Source organism: Delftia sp. WSY_10, assembly GCF_043104705.1.
Taxonomy (GTDB): Bacteria; Pseudomonadota; Gammaproteobacteria; order Burkholderiales; family Burkholderiaceae_C; genus Comamonas; species Comamonas tsuruhatensis.
The window spans coordinates 1-16706 of sequence record NZ_JBICKY010000050.1 but is presented as its reverse complement, the minus strand read 5'-3'; the positions used below and the strand labels follow the sequence as shown (position 1 = coordinate 16706).

Genomic DNA, 16706 nt, shown 5'->3' with positions numbered 1-16706 from the left:
GAGTTCCTAGATGCTCACGCAGGCCTTTTCAAGGCTGCGAACCTGACTGAACCACATTTCAAACACCGGCATTCCCATGGGCAAGTACGTCGTCTCGCCCTCGACACACCCGACCGACTGCGGCCGCTTCCGTGCCTCCTTCTCGGTCCATCGCTCCCAGGGCAACGGCAGCTACTGCCGCGTATTCCGTTTCGACAAGGCATTCGCCTCCAGCGAAGCGGCACGGCTGTTTGCCGTCACCCAAGGCTGGCTTCAGACCTGCATGCAGCACCCGCCTGCGTGCTGATGGCCCGCTTGCTGCGAACCCCTATCCATTTCCTGCGGCGGATTGCACAGTCCTCCGCCTGCATTCCAACGGTGCGCCCGTTTGCGCACATCTAAGCAAAGAGGTTTTCCTATGACCACCAAAATCTACGTGGGCAATCTGCCCTACTCCGTGACCGACTCCAGCCTGGAAAGCAACTTCGCCGAATTCGGCAGCGTGGCTTCCGCCAAGGTCATGATGGACCGCGAAACCGGCCGCTCCAAGGGCTTCGGTTTTGTGGAGATGGCTTCTGCCGAAGTCGCCCAGGCCGCCATCACCGGCCTGCACGGCATGTCCGTGGACGGACGCTCGATTGTCGTGAACCTGGCGCGTCCTCGCGAAGAAGGCCGCAGCTCGGGTGGCTACAGCCCGCAAGGCTATGCAGGCAAGCGTGCCGACGTCGGCTATGGCAATGGCGGCCACGGCGGCGGTCGCTACTGATAGCGTCCAATTCCAAGAAAACCGGCTCTCTGGGCCGGTTTTTTTTCGCCTGCGGTTTTCTGCCGATGTCGGCATGAAAAAACCGGCCGCCCTTGCGGGCCGGCCGGTCATGCTTCAAGCCTGCCGGGGTCTGGCCCCGGCAAAGGCGAAGTGGCTTACCGCAGCGCGTCGATGGCGGCGTTGAAGGTGGCGCTGGGGCGCATCACGGCGTCCATCTTGGCCACGTCGGGCTGGTAGTAGCCACCGATGTCCACGGCCTTGCCCTGCACGGCGCGCAGCTCTTCGATGATCTTGGACTCGTTGTCCGCCAGCTGCTTGGCCAGGGGAGCGAACTTGGCGGCCAGCTCGGCGTTCTCGGTCTGGGCAGCCAGGGCCTGTGCCCAGTACAGGGCGATGTAGAACTGGCTGCCGCGGTTGTCCAGCTCGCCGGTGCGGCGCGAAGGCGACTTGTCCTCGTCCAGCAGCCTGCCGGTGGCTTCGTCCAGGGTCTTGGCCAGCAGCTTGGCGCTGTCGTTGCCGTTCTTGATGCCCAGGTCTTCCAGCGACACGGCCAGTGCCAGGAACTCGCCCAGCGAATCCCAGCGCAGGTGGTTTTCTTCCACCAGCTGCTGCACGTGCTTGGGAGCGGAGCCGCCGGCACCGGTTTCGTACATGCCGCCACCGGCCATCAGCGGCACGATGGACAGCATCTTGGCGGAGGTGCCCAGTTCCATGATGGGGAACAGGTCGGTCAGGTAGTCGCGCAGGATGTTGCCGGTCACCGAGATGGTGTCCAGGCCGCGGGCCACGCGCTCCAGCGTGTAGCGCATGGCGCGGACCTGCGACAGGATGTGGATTTCCAGGCCCGTGGTGTCGTAGTCCTTGAGGTAGGTGTTGACCTTCTTGATCAGCTCGGCCTCGTGCGGACGGTAGGGGTCCAGCCAGAACACGGCAGGCATGCCGGAGTTGCGGGCACGCGTGACGGCCAGCTTGACCCAGTCGCGGATGGGCGCATCCTTGACCTGGCACATGCGCCAGATGTCGCCCTGCTCCACGTTCTGGCTCATCAGCACTTCACCGGTGGCCAGGTCGACGATGTTGGCAACGCCGTCTTCCTCGATCTCGAAGGTCTTGTCGTGCGAGCCGTACTCTTCGGCCTTTTGCGCCATCAGACCCACGTTGGGCACGGTGCCCATGGTCTTGGGGTCGAAGTTGCCGTGCCACTTGCAGAAGTTGATCATCTCCTGGTAGATGCGGGCAAAGGTGGACTCGGGCATCACGGCCTTGCAGTCGTAGGGCTTGCCGTCGGCGCCCCACATCTTGCCGCCCTGGCGGATCATGGCGGGCATGGACGCATCGACGATCACGTCGTTGGGCGAGTGGAAGTTGGTGATGCCCTTGGCGGAGTCCACCATGGCCAGCGCGGGACGGTGTTCCTGGCAGGCGTGCAGGTCACGGATGATCTCTTCGCGCAGCGAGGCGGGCAGCGTCTCGATCTTCTCATACAGCGTGGACATGCCGTTGTTGACGTTGACGCCCAGCTCGTCGAACAGCTTGCCGTGCTTCTCGAAGGCTTCCTTGTAGTAGATCTTCACGCAGTGGCCGAACACGATGGGGTGCGAGACCTTCATCATCGTGGCCTTGACGTGCAGCGAGAACAGGATGCCGGCGTCGCGGCAGTCGTCCAGTTCCTTTTCGTAGAAGTCGCACAGCGCCTTCTTGCTCATGAACATGGAGTCGATGATCTCGCCGGCCTGCAGCGCGACCTTGGGCTTGAGCACCACGGTCTTGCCGCTCTTGGTGGTCAGCTCCATCTTGACGTCGCGGGCCTTGTCCAGGGTCATGGACTTTTCGCCGTGGTAGAAGTCGCCGTGCTCCATGTGCGAGACATGGGTTTGCGACCACTGCTTCCACTCGCCCATGGAGTGCGGGTGCTTCTTGGCGTAGTTCTTGACGGCGGCGGGAGCGCGGCGGTCGGAGTTGCCTTCACGCAGCACGGGGTTCACGGCCGAGCCCAGGCACTTGCCGTAGCGCGCCTTGATGTCCTTTTCCTGGTCGTTGGACGGGTTCTCGGGGTAGTCGGGCAGTGCGTAGCCCTTGCCCTGCAGCTCCTTGATGGCAGCCGTCAGCTGGGCCACGGAGGCGCTGATGTTGGGCAGCTTGATGATGTTGACATCGGGCTCCAGCGTCTTCTTGCCGAGCTCGGACAGGGTGTGGGCCACGCGCTGGTCTTCGGCCAGGAATTCGGAGAACTCACCCAGGATGCGGTGGGCCACGGAGATGTCGGCGGTCTCGACATTCACGCCGGCGGGTGCTGCAAAGGCGCGCACCACAGGCAGGAAGGCACTGGTGGCCAGGCGCGGGGCCTCATCGGTCAGGGTGTAGATGATGGTGGGTTGCTGCGTGCTCATCTCTTGTCTCAGGTAGTGAAAAAGGTAGGGGTCGCGCCGCAGGCCGTCGAACCGGGCATCCGCTAGGGGAAACGGGCCGGTGCAGCCTGACGCTGTAGGACCGTCACGCAATGCCCCGTCGCGCCAGCATGCTGCCCCGGCGTTTTCTGCAATGCGATCCCACAATACAAAATTCTAAGCGGAACCTGCCGGATTTTTTAAGTCTTGTAGAAGACTTAGGGTTTTACAGCGGCATTCAGGCCCTGTTTTCACAGGGAAACGGCTTGGAGCCCCTGCGTTTTCTGCCATGCAAAAAATGCTGTGGCGTGACGAACACGCAAGCATGGCAGAGCACCGGGCCACACCCAGAGCCGATACATCCACAACGATTCATCGTGCGCGAAGCGGCGGGCAAACACCCCCGGCGAAAACCCCGTGATCAGGCGCTGATCAAGCGCTGTTCACGGCACACACAGGCCGGGTCGGAAACGCCCCCGGCCAGCACCGGCGTCTGGGGCAGCAATCGCACGCCAATGCCTGGGAACACGGGTAAACGTGGCGACATATTGCGCCAAGTCATCTACAAAGCACGCCAATTACGCCAAATTGTCATCCATCCACCTTTATTCTGTCTTTTTGACTAGAACTACTGGACTGGAGACGATTTGAGTACCCTGGCAATCGTGATTTCACTGGCGGGACTGATGTTCCTGGCCTATCGAGGCATCTCCGTGCTGCTGCTGGCCCCCCTGATGGCCGCCGTGGCCGTGCTGCTGTCCGGCGACCTGGGCCACATGCTGCCGCTGTACACCAGCACCTTCATGGGCGCCCTGGGCAACTACATGCTGCAGTTCTTCCCGGTGTTCCTGCTGGGCGCGCTGTTCGGCCAGTTGATGGCCGACTCGGGCGCAGCCACCGCGATATCGCACTGGATCATGCGCGTGCTGGGCGAGAAGCACGCCATCCTCACCGTGGTGCTGGCCTGCGCCGTGCTCACCTATGGCGGCGTGTCGCTGTTCGTGGTGGCCTTTGCCATCTATCCGATTGCCAAGTCGCTGTTCCGCGCGGCCCATGTGCCCAAGCGGCTGATACCGCCCACCATCGCGCTGGGCTCGTTCACCTTCACCATGACGGCGCTGCCGGGCACGCCGTCCATCCAGAACGCCATTCCCATTCCCTACTACGGCACGAACGTGTTCGCGGCGCCGGGCCTGGGCATCATCGGCGGCATGACCATGCTGGCCCTGGGCCTGTGGTGGCTGCAGTCGCGCGCGGCCAAGGCGCGCGTGGCCGGCGAAGGCTACGGCGACCATGACGATGCCGTCGAGCAGGGCCTGCATGACGAAAGCGGCCCCGCCCTGCACAGCCGCCGGGACCTGCCGCTGCTGCTGGCCCTGCTGCCGCTGGTGCTGGTGATCGCGGTCAACGCGCTGCTGACCTACGGCGTGTTCCCGCAAATGGATTTGGGCTTCCTCAAGGACCGTTTTCCTGCCGTGAACCCGGCCAAGCAGACGGGCCTGTGGGCGCTGATCCTGTCCCTGGCCGTGGCCTGCGCCGCACTGGTGCTGCTGGGCCTGGGCCGCTGGCGCAATCTCAAGGAATCGGTGAACAAGGGCGTGCTGGGCTCCATGCTGCCCATCTTCAACACCGCCTCGGAAGTGGGCTACGGCGCCGTCATCGCGAGCCTGGCCGGTTTTGCCATCATCCGCGAGGCCGTGCTCAACGTGGCGCCCCACAACCCGCTGATCTCCGAGGCCGTGGCCATGAACGTGCTGGCAGGCATCACGGGGTCGTCGTCCGGCGGCCTGTCGATTGCACTGTCCACGCTGGGCAAGGACTACCTGGCCATGGCCGCCCAGCTGGGCATCAGCCCCGAGCTGCTGCACCGCGTGGCCGTGATGGCGGCCGGCTGCTTCGACACCCTGCCGCACAGCGGCGCCATCATCACGCTGCTATCCATCTGCGGCCTCACGCACCGCCAGTCGTACGGCAACATCGCCATCATGACCATTGGCGCGCCACTGCTGGCCCTGGTGCTGGTGATCACGCTCGGCACCATGTTCGGGTCCTTCTGAGGGACCAGGGCGCAGAGCGCGCGCGGGAAATACCACGGCATCGCGCCCGCCACAACCGGCATATGACGTATATGCGCGGGGCGGGTGCATGGCAACAATGCATGCACGGCGATAAGGCATCGCCCCGGTTCATTCCCGCATCACCGACAAGACGACATCCGCTGCCAAAGCTGCCAGCGCCGATGTCGGGCAACAAGGCCCGAACCGCTCCCTGACCTGGAGCGGTTCGGGCCTTTTTTTGTTGGCCGGGAATCGAAGGGGCAGCGATGCCGCACGCCGCCCCCTCAACCCCTTCAGGAGCAGCAGCATGAGACACGGAGATATTTCCAGCAGCAACGATTGCGTCGGCGTGGCAGTGGTCAACTACAAGATGCCGCGCCTGCACACCAAGGCCGAGGTGCTGGACAACTGCCGCAAGATCGCGGACATGCTGGTAGGCATGAAGCGCGGCCTGCCGGGCATGGACCTGGTGATCTTTCCCGAGTACTCCACGCACGGCATCATGTACGACGCCAAGGAGATGTACGACACGGCCAGCGCCATCCCGGGCGAAGAGACAGAAATCTTCGCCGACGCCTGCCGCAGGGCCAATGTCTGGGGCGTGTTCTCGCTGACCGGCGAGCGCCATGAGGAGCACCCCAACAAGGCGCCCTACAACACCCTGATCCTCATGAACAACCAGGGCGAGATCGTGCAGAAGTACCGCAAGATCATGCCCTGGGTGCCCATCGAGGGCTGGTACCCGGGCGACTGCACCTATGTGAGCGAGGGCCCCAAGGGCCTGAAGATCAGCCTCATCATCTGCGACGACGGCAACTACCCCGAGATCTGGCGCGACTGCGCCATGCGCGGCGCCGAGCTCGTCGTGCGCTGCCAGGGCTACATGTACCCGGCCAAGGAGCAGCAGATCATGGTCTCCAAGGCCATGGCCTTCATGAACAACTGCTACGTGGCCGTGGCCAATGCGGCGGGCTTCGACGGCGTGTACTCGTACTTCGGGCACTCGGCCATCATCGGCTTCGACGGCCGCACCCTGGGCGAGACCGGCGAGGAGGAGATGGGCATCCAGTACGCCGAACTGTCCAAGCACCTGATCCGCGATGCGCGCAAGAACGGCCAGTCTCAGAACCATCTGTTCAAGCTCGTGCACCGCGGCTACACCGGCACCATCAACTCCGGCGACGGCGACAAGGGCGTGGCCGCCTGCCCCTACAACTTCTACAGCCAGTGGGTCAACGATCCCGAGGGCACGCGCGAGATGGTGGAGTCCTTCACGCGCACCACCGTAGGCACGCCCGAATGCCCCATCGAAGGCATTCCGCACGAGGCGCCCAAACACCGCTGACAGCGTCCTGCCTCCGAGCCTGCAGGCCCGGGGGCAGGCCCGCCCATGAACACGGAAAGGTGAAGAGTGAAGATGAGCACGACAACAACCACAGGCCCGCTGCACGCTCCTGCCAGCCAGGCCGCCGACCCGCTGGCGGCCTACCGCATCGAGGAAGAGCCCTTCTACCGCCCTTCGGGCCGCGAAGTGCAGCTGTACCGGCAGGCCTACCAGCACCGCATGCCGCTCATCCTCAAGGGCCCCACGGGCTGCGGCAAGACGCGCTTTGTGGAGTACATGGCGTGGGCGCTCAAGCGCCCCCTGGTCACGTTGGCCTGCAACGAGGACATGACGGCTTCCGACCTGGTGGGCCGCTACCTGCTGGATGCCGACGGCACGGCCTGGCACGACGGCCCGCTGACCCTGGCCGTGCGCCACGGCGGCATCTGCTACCTGGACGAAGTGGTGGAGGCCCGCCAGGACACCACCGTCGTCATCCACCCGCTGACCGACGCGCGCCGCACCCTGCCGCTGGACAAGAAGGGCGAGGTGGTCCACGCGCACCCCGACTTCCAGCTGGTGGTTTCCTACAACCCCGGCTACCAGAGCAGCGCCAAGGACATGAAGCCATCGACGCGCCAACGCTTCGCGGCGCTGGACTTCGACTACCCGGCGCCCGAGATCGAGGCCGACATCGTGGCCCACGAGACCGGCATTGCCCCGGCCACCGCTCGCAGCCTGGTCAGTCTGGCGCGCAGCACGCGCGAACTGCGCCACCGGGGCCTGGATGAAGGCGCCTCCACCCGCATGCTGATCTACGCGGGCCTGCTGATGCGCGACGGCGTCTCGGTGCATGACAGCTGCGACATGACCATCACCAGCGCCCTGACCGACGACCCCGACACCGCCGCCGCGCTGCGCCAGCTGGTCGAAGCCGAGTTCGGCGCCTGAGGGCCGCGCGCCATGGCCATCGTCTCCGCTGCCTTGCCCGAAGAGTCCCGTCTGCTGCACACGCTGGGCCTGCTGGCCAGCGGCCTCGCGCGCCAGCCTGTCGCCGTGCAGGCGCTGGCCAGGGCGCCGGCCAGTGCCCCGGCGCCGGGCCAGGCCCACGCCCTGCCGCCGCGCGCCGTGCTGATCAGCCAGCCTGCCCGGCTGCTGATTCCCGCCAACTTGCCCATTCAGGCACACCTGCACGCAGCGACGATGGCCCATGCCGCAGCCCACCTGCGCTTTTCGCCCGCCCGCCAGGACAGCAGCGCCCTCAAGCCCATGGGCCAGGCCGTGGTGGGCGCACTGGAAGATGCGCGCGTGGAGCGGCTGCTGTGCCTGCAGCACCCCGGCGTGCGCCGTTGGTTTGAGGCCTGCATCGCCCCCGAGCCCGACCCATCCGACCTGGGCTTTGCCGCCTTCATGGCCCGGCTGGACCGCATGCTGCTGTGGCCAGAGCGCATGGACGGCAACCACTGGATCCACAAGGCCCGTGACCTGTTCGAGGACACCGCCACGCGCCACGGGCTGGAGGACTACGCCGCATTCCGGGCCATTGCCTCCATCCTGGCCAACGACCTGGGACAGATGCGCGTGCGCATGGACCCTCAGCACCATGCCGTGCCCAGCACCTACCGTGATGACAACAGCTATCTCTGGCAGCATCCGGAGCCGCCTCAGGGCGAGGAAGACACACTCGCGCTGCAGCAGTCCGCTGCGCGCGCGGCCCCTCCTCCATCGGCCGGCGCAGGACAGCAGTCCGATGCACAGGAAGGCCAGTCGCTGGACCTAGGCCTGGAACTGTCGCGCCACAGCTATCCCGAATGGGACCGCAGGTCGGAGCGCCTGAAGACGGACTGGTGCACCGTCATCGACACCCTGCCCGCATGGCAGGCCGAGGCTCTGGCCGGCAAAGGCTCCCAGGCCGGTAGACAGACACTGCCGCCCCTGCCGCTGCCGCCCGCACGCCAGCTGGACCGGCGCCAGCGCCTGCGCCGCCAGTGGGAGGGCGACGACCTGGACTTCAATGCCGCCATCGAGGTCCAGGTGGACCGCCGCCTGAACCTGCGACCGGAACCTCGCCTTTTCATGCGGGCCGGCAAAGGCCCGCGCCCCACCAGCGTGCTCGTGCTGATGGACGCTTCCGAATCGGTCAACACGCCCGGCCTCCACGGCGCCAGCCTGCTGGAGCTGGAGAAACAGGCGGCCCTCATGCTGGCCGAGTCCCGCGCAGGCCGCAGGACCGGCGTGGACCGCCTGGCCATCCACGCCTTCTCGTCCAACACGCGCGCCGAAGTCCGCTACCTGCGCCTGCTGGACTTCGGCCAACCCTTTGCCGCAGCAGCGGCCACCCGGTTGCAGGCACTGCAGGGGCGCCATTCCACCCGCCTGGGCGCCGCCCTGCGCCACGCCAGCAGCCTGCTGGCGGCCGAGCCTGCCGGCCAGCGCCATCTGCTGGTGATCACCGATGGAGCACCCGCCGACATCGACGTGCATGACGACCGCTACCTGATCGAAGACGCGCGCCATGCCGTGCAGCAGGCCCGCGCCGCAGGCATACGCATCAGTTGCCTGGCCGTGGACAGCCAGGCCGACGGCTATGTGCGCCACATCTTTGGCGGGCGCAACTACGGCATTGCCGACGACGCGCGGCATCTGCCAAGGCGGCTGTCCCAGATGGGCGCAAGGCTCGCAGCCGGCCGCTGACCACGGCAAGCGCCACGGAAATCTCGATTAACCTGAAGCCTGCAACGAACGCACGCCAGCACCTGGCATACAAGGAACCCATGAACGACCCCGTCAGAGTCGGCATTCTTTACTCGGCCACCGGCACCACATCGACCATCGGCCAGTCCCAGCTGCAGGGCGCGCAGCTGGCCATCGACGAAATCAACGAGTCGGGCGGCCTGCTGGGGCGTGAACTGGTCGCCGTGCGCTACGACCCGGCCTCCACGCCGGCCCGCTATGCGGCCCTGGCCGAGCAGCTCATCGTGCGCGACGGCATCAACGTCATCTTCGGCTGCTACATGTCCAGCAGCCGCAAGGCCGTCATCCCCATCGTCGAGAAGTGGAACCGGCTGCTGTTCTATCCGACGCTCTACGAAGGCTTCGAGTTCTCGGGCAATGTCATCTACACGGGCGCCGCGCCCAACCAGAACAGCGTGCAACTGGCCGACTACATGACCAGCAGCTTCGGCGCGCGGGTCTACCTCATCGGCTCGGACTACATCTATCCCTACGAGTCCAACCGCATCATGGGCGAGCTGGTCATGCAGCACCCGGGCAGCGACAAGCTGGGCGAACACTACCTGCCGCTGGACGCCACCGAGCGCGACTACGCGGCCATCATGCAGGACATCCGCGCAAGGCAGCCGGACTTCATCTTCTCCACCGTGGTCGGCGACTCCACGGCCAGCCTCTACCGCGCCTATGCAGAGGCAGGCTTCAATCCGCAGACCATGCCGATTGCCAGCCTCACCACCTCCGAGGCCGAGATCGCCCAGATGGGTGCCGACGTGGCGGCCGGCCACTTCACGGCCGCGCCCTACTTCCAGTCCATCGATTCACCGGCCAATGCGCGCTGCCTGGCCCGGCTGCGCCAGCGCCTGGGCGACGACTGCCGGCCCAACCTGTGTTGGGAAGCCGCCTACTTTCAGATGCACCTGTTCGCCAACGCCTTCCGCCAGGCCGGCAGCGACCGCATCGGCGATCTGCTGCCCCATCTGCTGGGCAGCGAGTTCGACGCGCCCCAGGGCCGCATCCGGCTCGATCCCGGCAACCACCACACCTGGCTGTACCCGCGCGTGGGCCGCGCCAATGCCCAAGGCGGCTTCACCATCGTGCGCCAAGCCACCCGGGCCGTCTCGCCCGACCCCTATTTGGTGACCCATTCACTGGGCGACTGGACTGCCAGCCTCGGTGCCCTGGAGAACTGAGCGTGGATGCCGCACCGAACAAGGAAACCGGCAGCGCTGCCACAGGCCGGCCGCTGCTGGAAAGAAAGCCGCTGCTGCGCGCCACCTCGCCCCAGCTCAAGGAACTGCGCCAGCTGCGCATTGCCGTCGTCCACCCCGACGACGCGGACGGCCGACTGCTGGCCCAGCAACTGCAGCGCATAGGCTGCCAGGTCCAGGCCATCTGGCCGCCCCAGCCCAGCCTGCCCGAAGGCACGGACGTGGTCTTCCTGGCCGTTCGCCCCGACCACCTGCAGTTGAACTACACCTGGACCCAGGGCGAGGGAGAGAGCCCGCCCACCGCCATCGCCGTGGTCAACTACGAGAACCCCACCATCGTCTCCGCCGTGCTGGAACTGCAAGTGCAGGCCATCCTGCCCACGCCCATCCGCTCCTTCGGCCTGCTGTCCACCCTGGTGCTGGCGCGCAGAAACCACAAGGAATCACGCCAGCAGCAGCAGCGCATCGCCAAGCTCCAGGCCAAGCTGCTGGGCCAGCGCCGCGTGGCCGAAGCCAAGGCCATCCTCATGCAGACCCACCAGATCAACGAAGACCAGGCCTACGACATGATCCGCGCCCAGGCCATGAGCCGGCGCAGCTCGGTGGAGGAGATTGCCCAAGCCATCGTGCATGCGAGCGAAATACTGTCGCTGGGCAAGGGCGTGGGCGGGTAAATCACGCAGGACTCCTGCCGCCAGCAGCCATGGCTTGACCCCGGGGAACCAGGGCCCTCTTTCTTTTGAACGCATGCAACGTGTCAAGAAAAGTGCCCCCGACGCCGAGGCTGTCGGGCTCGGCACGACGTGCTGATGCCCGCTAACTGAGGCTTTACATGGTCGGTTGATAGCAGAGTGCTTTCGCCTACAAGAGAAGCCTCTCAGCAACCTTACTTTGTCGCGGCCAGCTGGCTGATTCTCTGCATTGCGTTGTAGATTTCGCCAGCCATATACGAAGAAATCACTTGACTGCTCACGCCAGGAACGAGGGCAGCGCTTCCCTTCTCAGCGGAAGCGCTCCAATGCAGATTAAACAAAAGCTCCTTCATATCGGCAGACTCCATTACATCAGACATCAGCCCATGAAATTCCGTAATGATCTCCATACGTTTCTCGCCATCCTTCGCCAGCTTGCAAAGCTGCTGAAACCAAGATGCTCGACGCAGGTATTCTAGGAATTCAAGTACTTCAGGTTGATATACACCCTCCTGCCCATCAACCAAAAACTCTTTCCCAGGCGCAAAAGTATCACGATAACGGAGAAGCTCCTGTAGCTCATCAGCATTGATGTCAAAATCCAGCGCTGCCAACTTCTTGCGCGGCACTTTTAGCCAGCGCAGCTTCATTTCATGTACATCGCTCGTAATGCGCTGCGGAACCTGGCTCACACCTTTCTCATACATCTGGATATCCTGAACAAGGAGAGGGCGTTTCCCTATCAGGGAGGTTTTTGCCTCCTCACAAGCCCGGATGATCCAGTAAGATTGATCCTTGTCTTTGGCACTGAAGCTCGTGGAACTCCGGGCAATGAACTGAATATTTTCTGCCATTTCCCAAGCCACCACTGCCCAATAGCGATGATCTGTCAGCTTCTCTCGGGAAGGCGATTCGTCATGAATATACTCATTCCATGGACCGCTGGGCACAGTTCCGATGGCGGCAACCACTGCGGTCTTTTCATGGGTTCCCAACCATCCATAGCCATGAGCCTTGCCCCCTTCGAAAACACATAGAGCGTAGTCTTTACTGCTCTCCTCTGATTCAAAACGGACGAAGCTTCCATCTCGCACAAAAGAAGCCAGAGCCTCGAACTGTTCGGATACCTGTTTGGTTATTTTATCAACATCAATCCCATCAATTATCAGCAGAGTTTTTTGATATTTTCCATGCCAGCCAATAGCTGCCATTGCGGCATCCAACGGCATATCCTCTGCAATCCATCCCTTGTCCTGCAGAAGCTTGGAAATCTCCTTGCCTTGCTTCTTGGCAATCTTGATGTTGATTTCAGTCTGACGAAAAGCGATACCCATTGCCAATTTCCTCTGAATATTTATCGCAAGCCTTGACACAGCTTCAGGCGCACGCATGAAACCCCCTCCCAGGCGCATGCGTTCAAGTTACGAACGCAGCTTCCCGCAGACGGAATATAGCCTCAGAGCATCCTCCGGAAGTTGACGCTTTGTCCAGTCATCACCACCTGCGGATCTATTCTCAAGCGAAGCCTGCCATTCAGAAACGATCATTCCTCGGGCGCCGAAGAGTTCGAATAATGGCTCTCAGTCCTGCCGTATTTCTTGGCCGTCGCAGTGAGCGCACAAGGGCCGTGGGCCGCTCGGACGCCCTGCGTTCCGCGCAGACCTCGCTGCGTACCGCCTCCTTGCGTACCGACTGCTCGGCCTTGTCCTGGATGCGCTCCGACAGCACCCAGCTCCAGTCATCACGCTTAGCGCGCTTGCGTATCGCCCCCCTGGCTGATGTCCTCCTCTGCTGCGATCTGCCTCAGGCCCTTGATGCCGGCCCTGTAGTCCAGCTTGATGCGTTCCCACTGCGGAAACTGCCTGTATTCCGTGCTCATCCCTCGAAGCTGGCAGGCTTGGGACGACCACCGCAGGGCCAGGCCGCCTAGCCGGAGTAACTACCAAGTTTCAGTGATAGACACAATATACACAAATTCATACAATTTGCAGCGCGTTTGGTCATCAAACAAAAGTTCAGCAAACAGAGCTAGAGAGATTGCGCCGATCTCCAAAGTAAGGGAACAACATGTCTTCTGGGGTTTTCCGCACATGGGTGCTAGGCGGCATCTTTGCTCTTGTCACCTACACCGGCTCTGCAAGCGCACAGCTGACCTTGTCCGTGTCCCACACCGATGCCTCTTGTAACGGGGCAAACAACGGCACGGCCACTGCCCAAATCACCCAGAACGGTGTTGCGCCCTTCAGCTACTCATGGAGCCCCTCTGGAGGCACAAACGCTACCGCAACAGGGCTCACAGCAGGCACCTATACAGTTACGGTTACTGACAATAACGGCCTGCAAGGAACAGCTTCTACGACCGTTGGACAGCCTGAAACATTGTCAGGCACACAGTCGCAGATCAATCCCGTTGGAGGCAACAACGGTAGCGCAACAGTTGTCGCGACAGGGGGGACTCCTGGCTACGCTTACTCATGGACCCCCTCCGGTGGCGCAGCGGCAACCGCGACAGGACTGGCTCCCGGTCAATATTCGGTGACCATCACAGACTCCAAAGCCTGCGAAACCACGCTGAGCTACACGCTTGTAGCTCCTGCCGCCTCAGTGCAATCAGTAAGCGTCCCCCCCGACGGAACCTATAGTGCTGGACAGAACCTGCAGTTCACTGTGACCTACAGCGCTCCCGTGGCCGTCACAGCTGGCGGCACGCCCTCAATTCCTTTGACGATTGGTTCAACTCTGCGGCAAGCGAACTTCGTCGGTGGCAGCAACAGCTCCGCCCTGACCTTCATATATACCGTGCAGCCAGGTGATGTTGACGCAAATGGAGTGTCGTTAGGAACCGCTATCGATCTCAACGGGAGCACGATGACGAGCGGTGGCGCCAACGTTGTGCTGAATTTGGCGAACGTAGGCGCCACGACCGGCGTACTGGTGAATGGACAGCAAAACCAGAACATCACGTTCCCAAACCCCGGCGACCAAACTTTCGGCACAACGCCAACACTGACCGCGACGGCCAGCTCCAGCCTGCCGGTGGCCTTCAGCGCAAACACAACTGCGGTGTGCACGGTCACCACGGGCGGCACGCTGACTTTTGTGAACACAGGCTCTTGCACCGTTGATGCGAACCAAAGTGGTAACGCAAGCTACCTGCCTGCATCACAGGCGTCTCAAACCTTCATGGTGAATGCAGCGGCACCCGGAGCCCCCACCATCGGCAACATCGCTGCAGACGACGGGCAGGCTACGGTAACCTTCACTGCACCTGCTTCCAATGGCGGCGCGCCCATCACAGGCTATACCGTGATCGCGACCCCCGTGGCCGTGCCCGGTGCGCCTGGCGTGATCACTCAGCAAGGAACGACATCCCCCATCGTCGTGGCTGGCCTGAGCAATGGCTTCACCTATAACTTCACGGTCGCAGCCTCCAACGGGACAACCGGTGCAGCCTCTGCAAGCACACAAGCCACGCCACGCAAACTGCAACTGGTGAGCGCGCCCGGCAGCGTGCCTGGCATGACCGGCATACCGTCTGCCACGATGTCCGGCGGCGGCACCACTTGCACGCTGCAACCTGGCGGCGGCTTCGGACCTGTGACCTCCACCCCACCGAACCTGCAAGCGCCCAGCGGACAATTCGCTTTCAGCGCCGAAAACTGCACCGGATCTGTGACGATGACTCTCACCTATCCCAGCGCTCTCCCCGAAGGCGTGCAGTTCCGCAAGCCCGATGGTGTCGGCGGCTGGTTTGACCCTGCGACCGCGCTGAACGTGATCGTGGACAGCGCGCGCACCACGGTGACCTACACCATCACGGACAACGGCCCTGGTGACACCAACCCTGCCGTGGGCGTGATCGCCGATCCGCTCGTGCCCGTGATGGCAGCAGCCCCAGCAGGCGGCGCAGCAGCCGTTCCCACGCTCAGCGAATGGGGCGCCATTCTGATGTCTGCCCTGCTGGCAATATTCGGCCTGCGCCGCATGCGCCGCCAGCGCTGATGCAGGCCTGACCTGAAAAAGCAAGGCCCGCAACTGCAGGCCTTTCCTTTGTCCGGGCGTCTACAGGCGGCGCGCGGCGATCAGCAGGCGCTCGGCCAGGGTGGGCTTTGCAGCCAATCGTCCTGCCGTTCCCAATACACCGTCGCGGCCCGTGGCCGCGCGCGCTATCAATGCCGTGCCCAGCGCACCACTCACAAGGCGGCCCATGCCACTTTCCGCGCGCCGGGCATGGCGCAGCGCCAAGAGGCCGGCACCGAGCACCAGCCAATGCTCTCCCGTGAATCCCTTGCGAGAGGCATCCCACTTGCGCAGGTCCTGGATCTTTTCTGAAATCGCCATTCATTGCTCCTGTTGCTTCAGAGCTGTCATGGTGTGCCAGCAACAGGCTGCAGGCTGTCGGTCCCTGGGCAAGATTCCGGTGGCGAGAGTCCTACGGACGCGCAGCGAGGACCGGCCCCAGCAATCCCGCTTGATGCGCTCCCACTGCGGCGCCTGCATGTGTTCCTTGCTCATCCTGCCGGAGGTGGCAGCCTTGGTAGGCACGACGTCGAGATTTACGCCAAGTGACCATCCGTGTTTCCACGTATATCCAGATATTACTCTTGCCAGGCGCGATTTTGATAATAAATTATCAAAATCAATTACTTTGTCAAATTTTGCATCAATTGAAATATCGGGCGGCTTTCATAATAACATTTCATGCTCAAGAATTGGCATGGTGGCGCCAATAATAAATCACAGCACAGCGAGGCATAAAATGATCGAAGGCGGATGGTGGAAAGCCTATACAAAAAATGGCCGGTATATAGGAATAATCGAAGGAGATGAATTCATAGTCGGAAAAACGAGGATTTTATATAGAATAAGCAAAAACAAGCTGTATTCAACAGAAGTACCGCCTTCACTTATAGCTGACATATCAGAAAAACAAGCAATTACAACCAATGGAGAAATTCTACTCAAATTCTCAAAAACAACCAGAGAGCGAAGGCTATAAAAAACTGGATCAAGTCCAGACCAAAATAATTATTCAATCCAATCAAACAGCCGTCGCTACAGCACGAATTGGAAACTTTCGACCAAGATCAACACGCAATTGCATTCTGCGTATCAACTCTGGCGTCAAAACTCGACCTGCTGTAAGCAAGACCAAGCCTTCCCTCGATACGAAGTCTTGAGCTAAAGTCATCCCTGGCCTCAGTTCCGAACAGGGGACATTAATTGGAGCCGGGTCGGGAGCAGGGGTCGCCTGAATCACAATTTGCAAGAAAGCATCCACAACCTCTGGATCAAATTGTGCTCCTCTACTATGCGAAATGAGCGTTCTTGCCTCTGCGCAAGTTAGCGGCTTACTGCTCAAATGCCCCACCATCAGGTCATCGTAAAAATCAGCAACCGCAATTATGCGAGCACCTATTGGAATATCCTTCCCCTTTAGGCCATCAGGGTAACCTGCTCCATCGAATCGCTCATGGTGAGACCTGACGAGAGTAGCGACAAGATGCGCATCATCTATCGACAGAAGCAGTTGCTCTCCCAAACTGCTATGGTTTCTATA

At 62.2% G+C, this 16706-nt stretch carries 16 protein-coding genes and 1 pseudogene; 12 read left to right on the top strand and 5 right to left on the bottom strand.

Annotation, left to right across the window (positions count from 1 at the left end):
- Positions 1 to 76: 76 nt before the first annotated feature.
- Both ACF8ML_RS19455 and ACF8ML_RS19450 read left to right on the top strand, forming a co-directional pair.
- Positions 77 to 286 (top strand): hypothetical protein, encoded by a 210-nt coding sequence (locus tag ACF8ML_RS19455; RefSeq protein WP_016445961.1) that lies wholly within the window; start codon positions 77 to 79, stop codon positions 284 to 286.
- Positions 287 to 397: 111 nt separating this feature from the next.
- On the top strand, positions 398 to 745 hold the full coding sequence (locus ACF8ML_RS19450; protein ID WP_016445960.1) for an RNA-binding protein: 348 nt from the start codon (positions 398 to 400) through the stop codon (positions 743 to 745).
- A 155-nt stretch (positions 746 to 900) separates the two neighbouring features.
- Here the strand turns inward: ACF8ML_RS19450 and ACF8ML_RS19445 are convergent, their stop codons facing one another.
- Entirely contained in the window at positions 901 to 3135 is a 2235-nt protein-coding gene (locus tag ACF8ML_RS19445) for an NADP-dependent isocitrate dehydrogenase (protein WP_016454629.1), read from the bottom strand.
- Between the two features lie 110 nt (positions 3136 to 3245).
- Between ACF8ML_RS19445 and ACF8ML_RS19440 the strand changes: the two genes are divergently transcribed.
- The 7 genes from ACF8ML_RS19440 to ACF8ML_RS19410 all read left to right on the top strand — a co-directional run bounded on the left by ACF8ML_RS19440 (position 3246) and on the right by ACF8ML_RS19410 (position 11128).
- On the top strand, positions 3246 to 3758 hold the full coding sequence (locus tag ACF8ML_RS19440) for a hypothetical protein (RefSeq protein ID WP_212645778.1): 513 nt from the start codon (positions 3246 to 3248) through the stop codon (positions 3756 to 3758).
- A gap of 21 nt (positions 3759 to 3779) precedes the next feature.
- Positions 3780 to 5189: a GntP family permease gene (locus ACF8ML_RS19435; protein WP_016445958.1), complete on the top strand. Its 1410-nt coding sequence runs from the start codon at positions 3780 to 3782 to the stop codon at positions 5187 to 5189.
- Between the two features lie 307 nt (positions 5190 to 5496).
- Entirely contained in the window at positions 5497 to 6534 is a 1038-nt protein-coding gene (locus ACF8ML_RS19430) for an aliphatic amidase (protein ID WP_012205469.1), read from the top strand.
- A gap of 72 nt (positions 6535 to 6606) precedes the next feature.
- On the top strand, positions 6607 to 7464 hold the full coding sequence (locus ACF8ML_RS19425; RefSeq protein ID WP_392407700.1) for a CbbQ/NirQ/NorQ/GpvN family protein: 858 nt from the start codon (positions 6607 to 6609) through the stop codon (positions 7462 to 7464).
- A gap of 12 nt (positions 7465 to 7476) precedes the next feature.
- Positions 7477 to 9207: a nitric oxide reductase activation protein NorD gene (locus tag ACF8ML_RS19420; protein ID WP_392407699.1), complete on the top strand. Its 1731-nt coding sequence runs from the start codon at positions 7477 to 7479 to the stop codon at positions 9205 to 9207.
- An 80-nt stretch (positions 9208 to 9287) separates the two neighbouring features.
- Positions 9288 to 10436: a transporter substrate-binding domain-containing protein gene (locus ACF8ML_RS19415; protein ID WP_017405054.1), complete on the top strand. Its 1149-nt coding sequence runs from the start codon at positions 9288 to 9290 to the stop codon at positions 10434 to 10436.
- 2 nt (positions 10437 to 10438) lie between these two features.
- Positions 10439 to 11128: an ANTAR domain-containing response regulator gene (locus ACF8ML_RS19410; protein ID WP_017405053.1), complete on the top strand. Its 690-nt coding sequence runs from the start codon at positions 10439 to 10441 to the stop codon at positions 11126 to 11128.
- Between the two features lie 212 nt (positions 11129 to 11340).
- Here ACF8ML_RS19410 and ACF8ML_RS19405 read toward each other — a convergent pair whose 3' ends face one another.
- Positions 11341 to 12480 (bottom strand): hypothetical protein, encoded by a 1140-nt coding sequence (locus ACF8ML_RS19405; protein WP_392407698.1) that lies wholly within the window; start codon positions 12478 to 12480, stop codon positions 11341 to 11343.
- A 413-nt stretch (positions 12481 to 12893) separates the two neighbouring features.
- A complete protein-coding gene (locus ACF8ML_RS19400) occupies positions 12894 to 13025 on the bottom strand; it encodes a hypothetical protein (protein ID WP_392407697.1) in 132 nt (43 codons plus the stop codon).
- A gap of 188 nt (positions 13026 to 13213) precedes the next feature.
- On the opposite strand from ACF8ML_RS19400, the pseudogene ACF8ML_RS19395 reads away from it, so the two are divergent.
- Positions 13214 to 13624: pseudogene (locus tag ACF8ML_RS19395) on the top strand (hypothetical protein); the annotation flags it as partial.
- A gap of 57 nt (positions 13625 to 13681) precedes the next feature.
- Positions 13682 to 15148, top strand: coding sequence for an IPTL-CTERM sorting domain-containing protein (locus ACF8ML_RS19390; RefSeq protein ID WP_392407714.1), 1467 nt, complete (start codon positions 13682 to 13684; stop codon positions 15146 to 15148).
- Positions 15149 to 15208: 60 nt separating this feature from the next.
- Here the strand turns inward: ACF8ML_RS19390 and ACF8ML_RS19385 are convergent, their stop codons facing one another.
- Positions 15209 to 15487, bottom strand: a complete 279-nt coding sequence (locus ACF8ML_RS19385; RefSeq protein ID WP_047327777.1) for a hypothetical protein — start codon at positions 15485 to 15487, stop codon at positions 15209 to 15211.
- 130 nt (positions 15488 to 15617) lie between these two features.
- On the opposite strand from ACF8ML_RS19385, the gene ACF8ML_RS19380 reads away from it, so the two are divergent.
- On the top strand, positions 15618 to 16145 hold the full coding sequence (locus ACF8ML_RS19380) for a hypothetical protein (protein ID WP_392419712.1): 528 nt from the start codon (positions 15618 to 15620) through the stop codon (positions 16143 to 16145).
- A gap of 42 nt (positions 16146 to 16187) precedes the next feature.
- Here the strand turns inward: ACF8ML_RS19380 and ACF8ML_RS19375 are convergent.
- Positions 16188 to 16706: HD-GYP domain-containing protein (locus ACF8ML_RS19375; RefSeq protein WP_392407694.1), on the bottom strand; the 519-nt coding region annotated here is incomplete at its 5' end.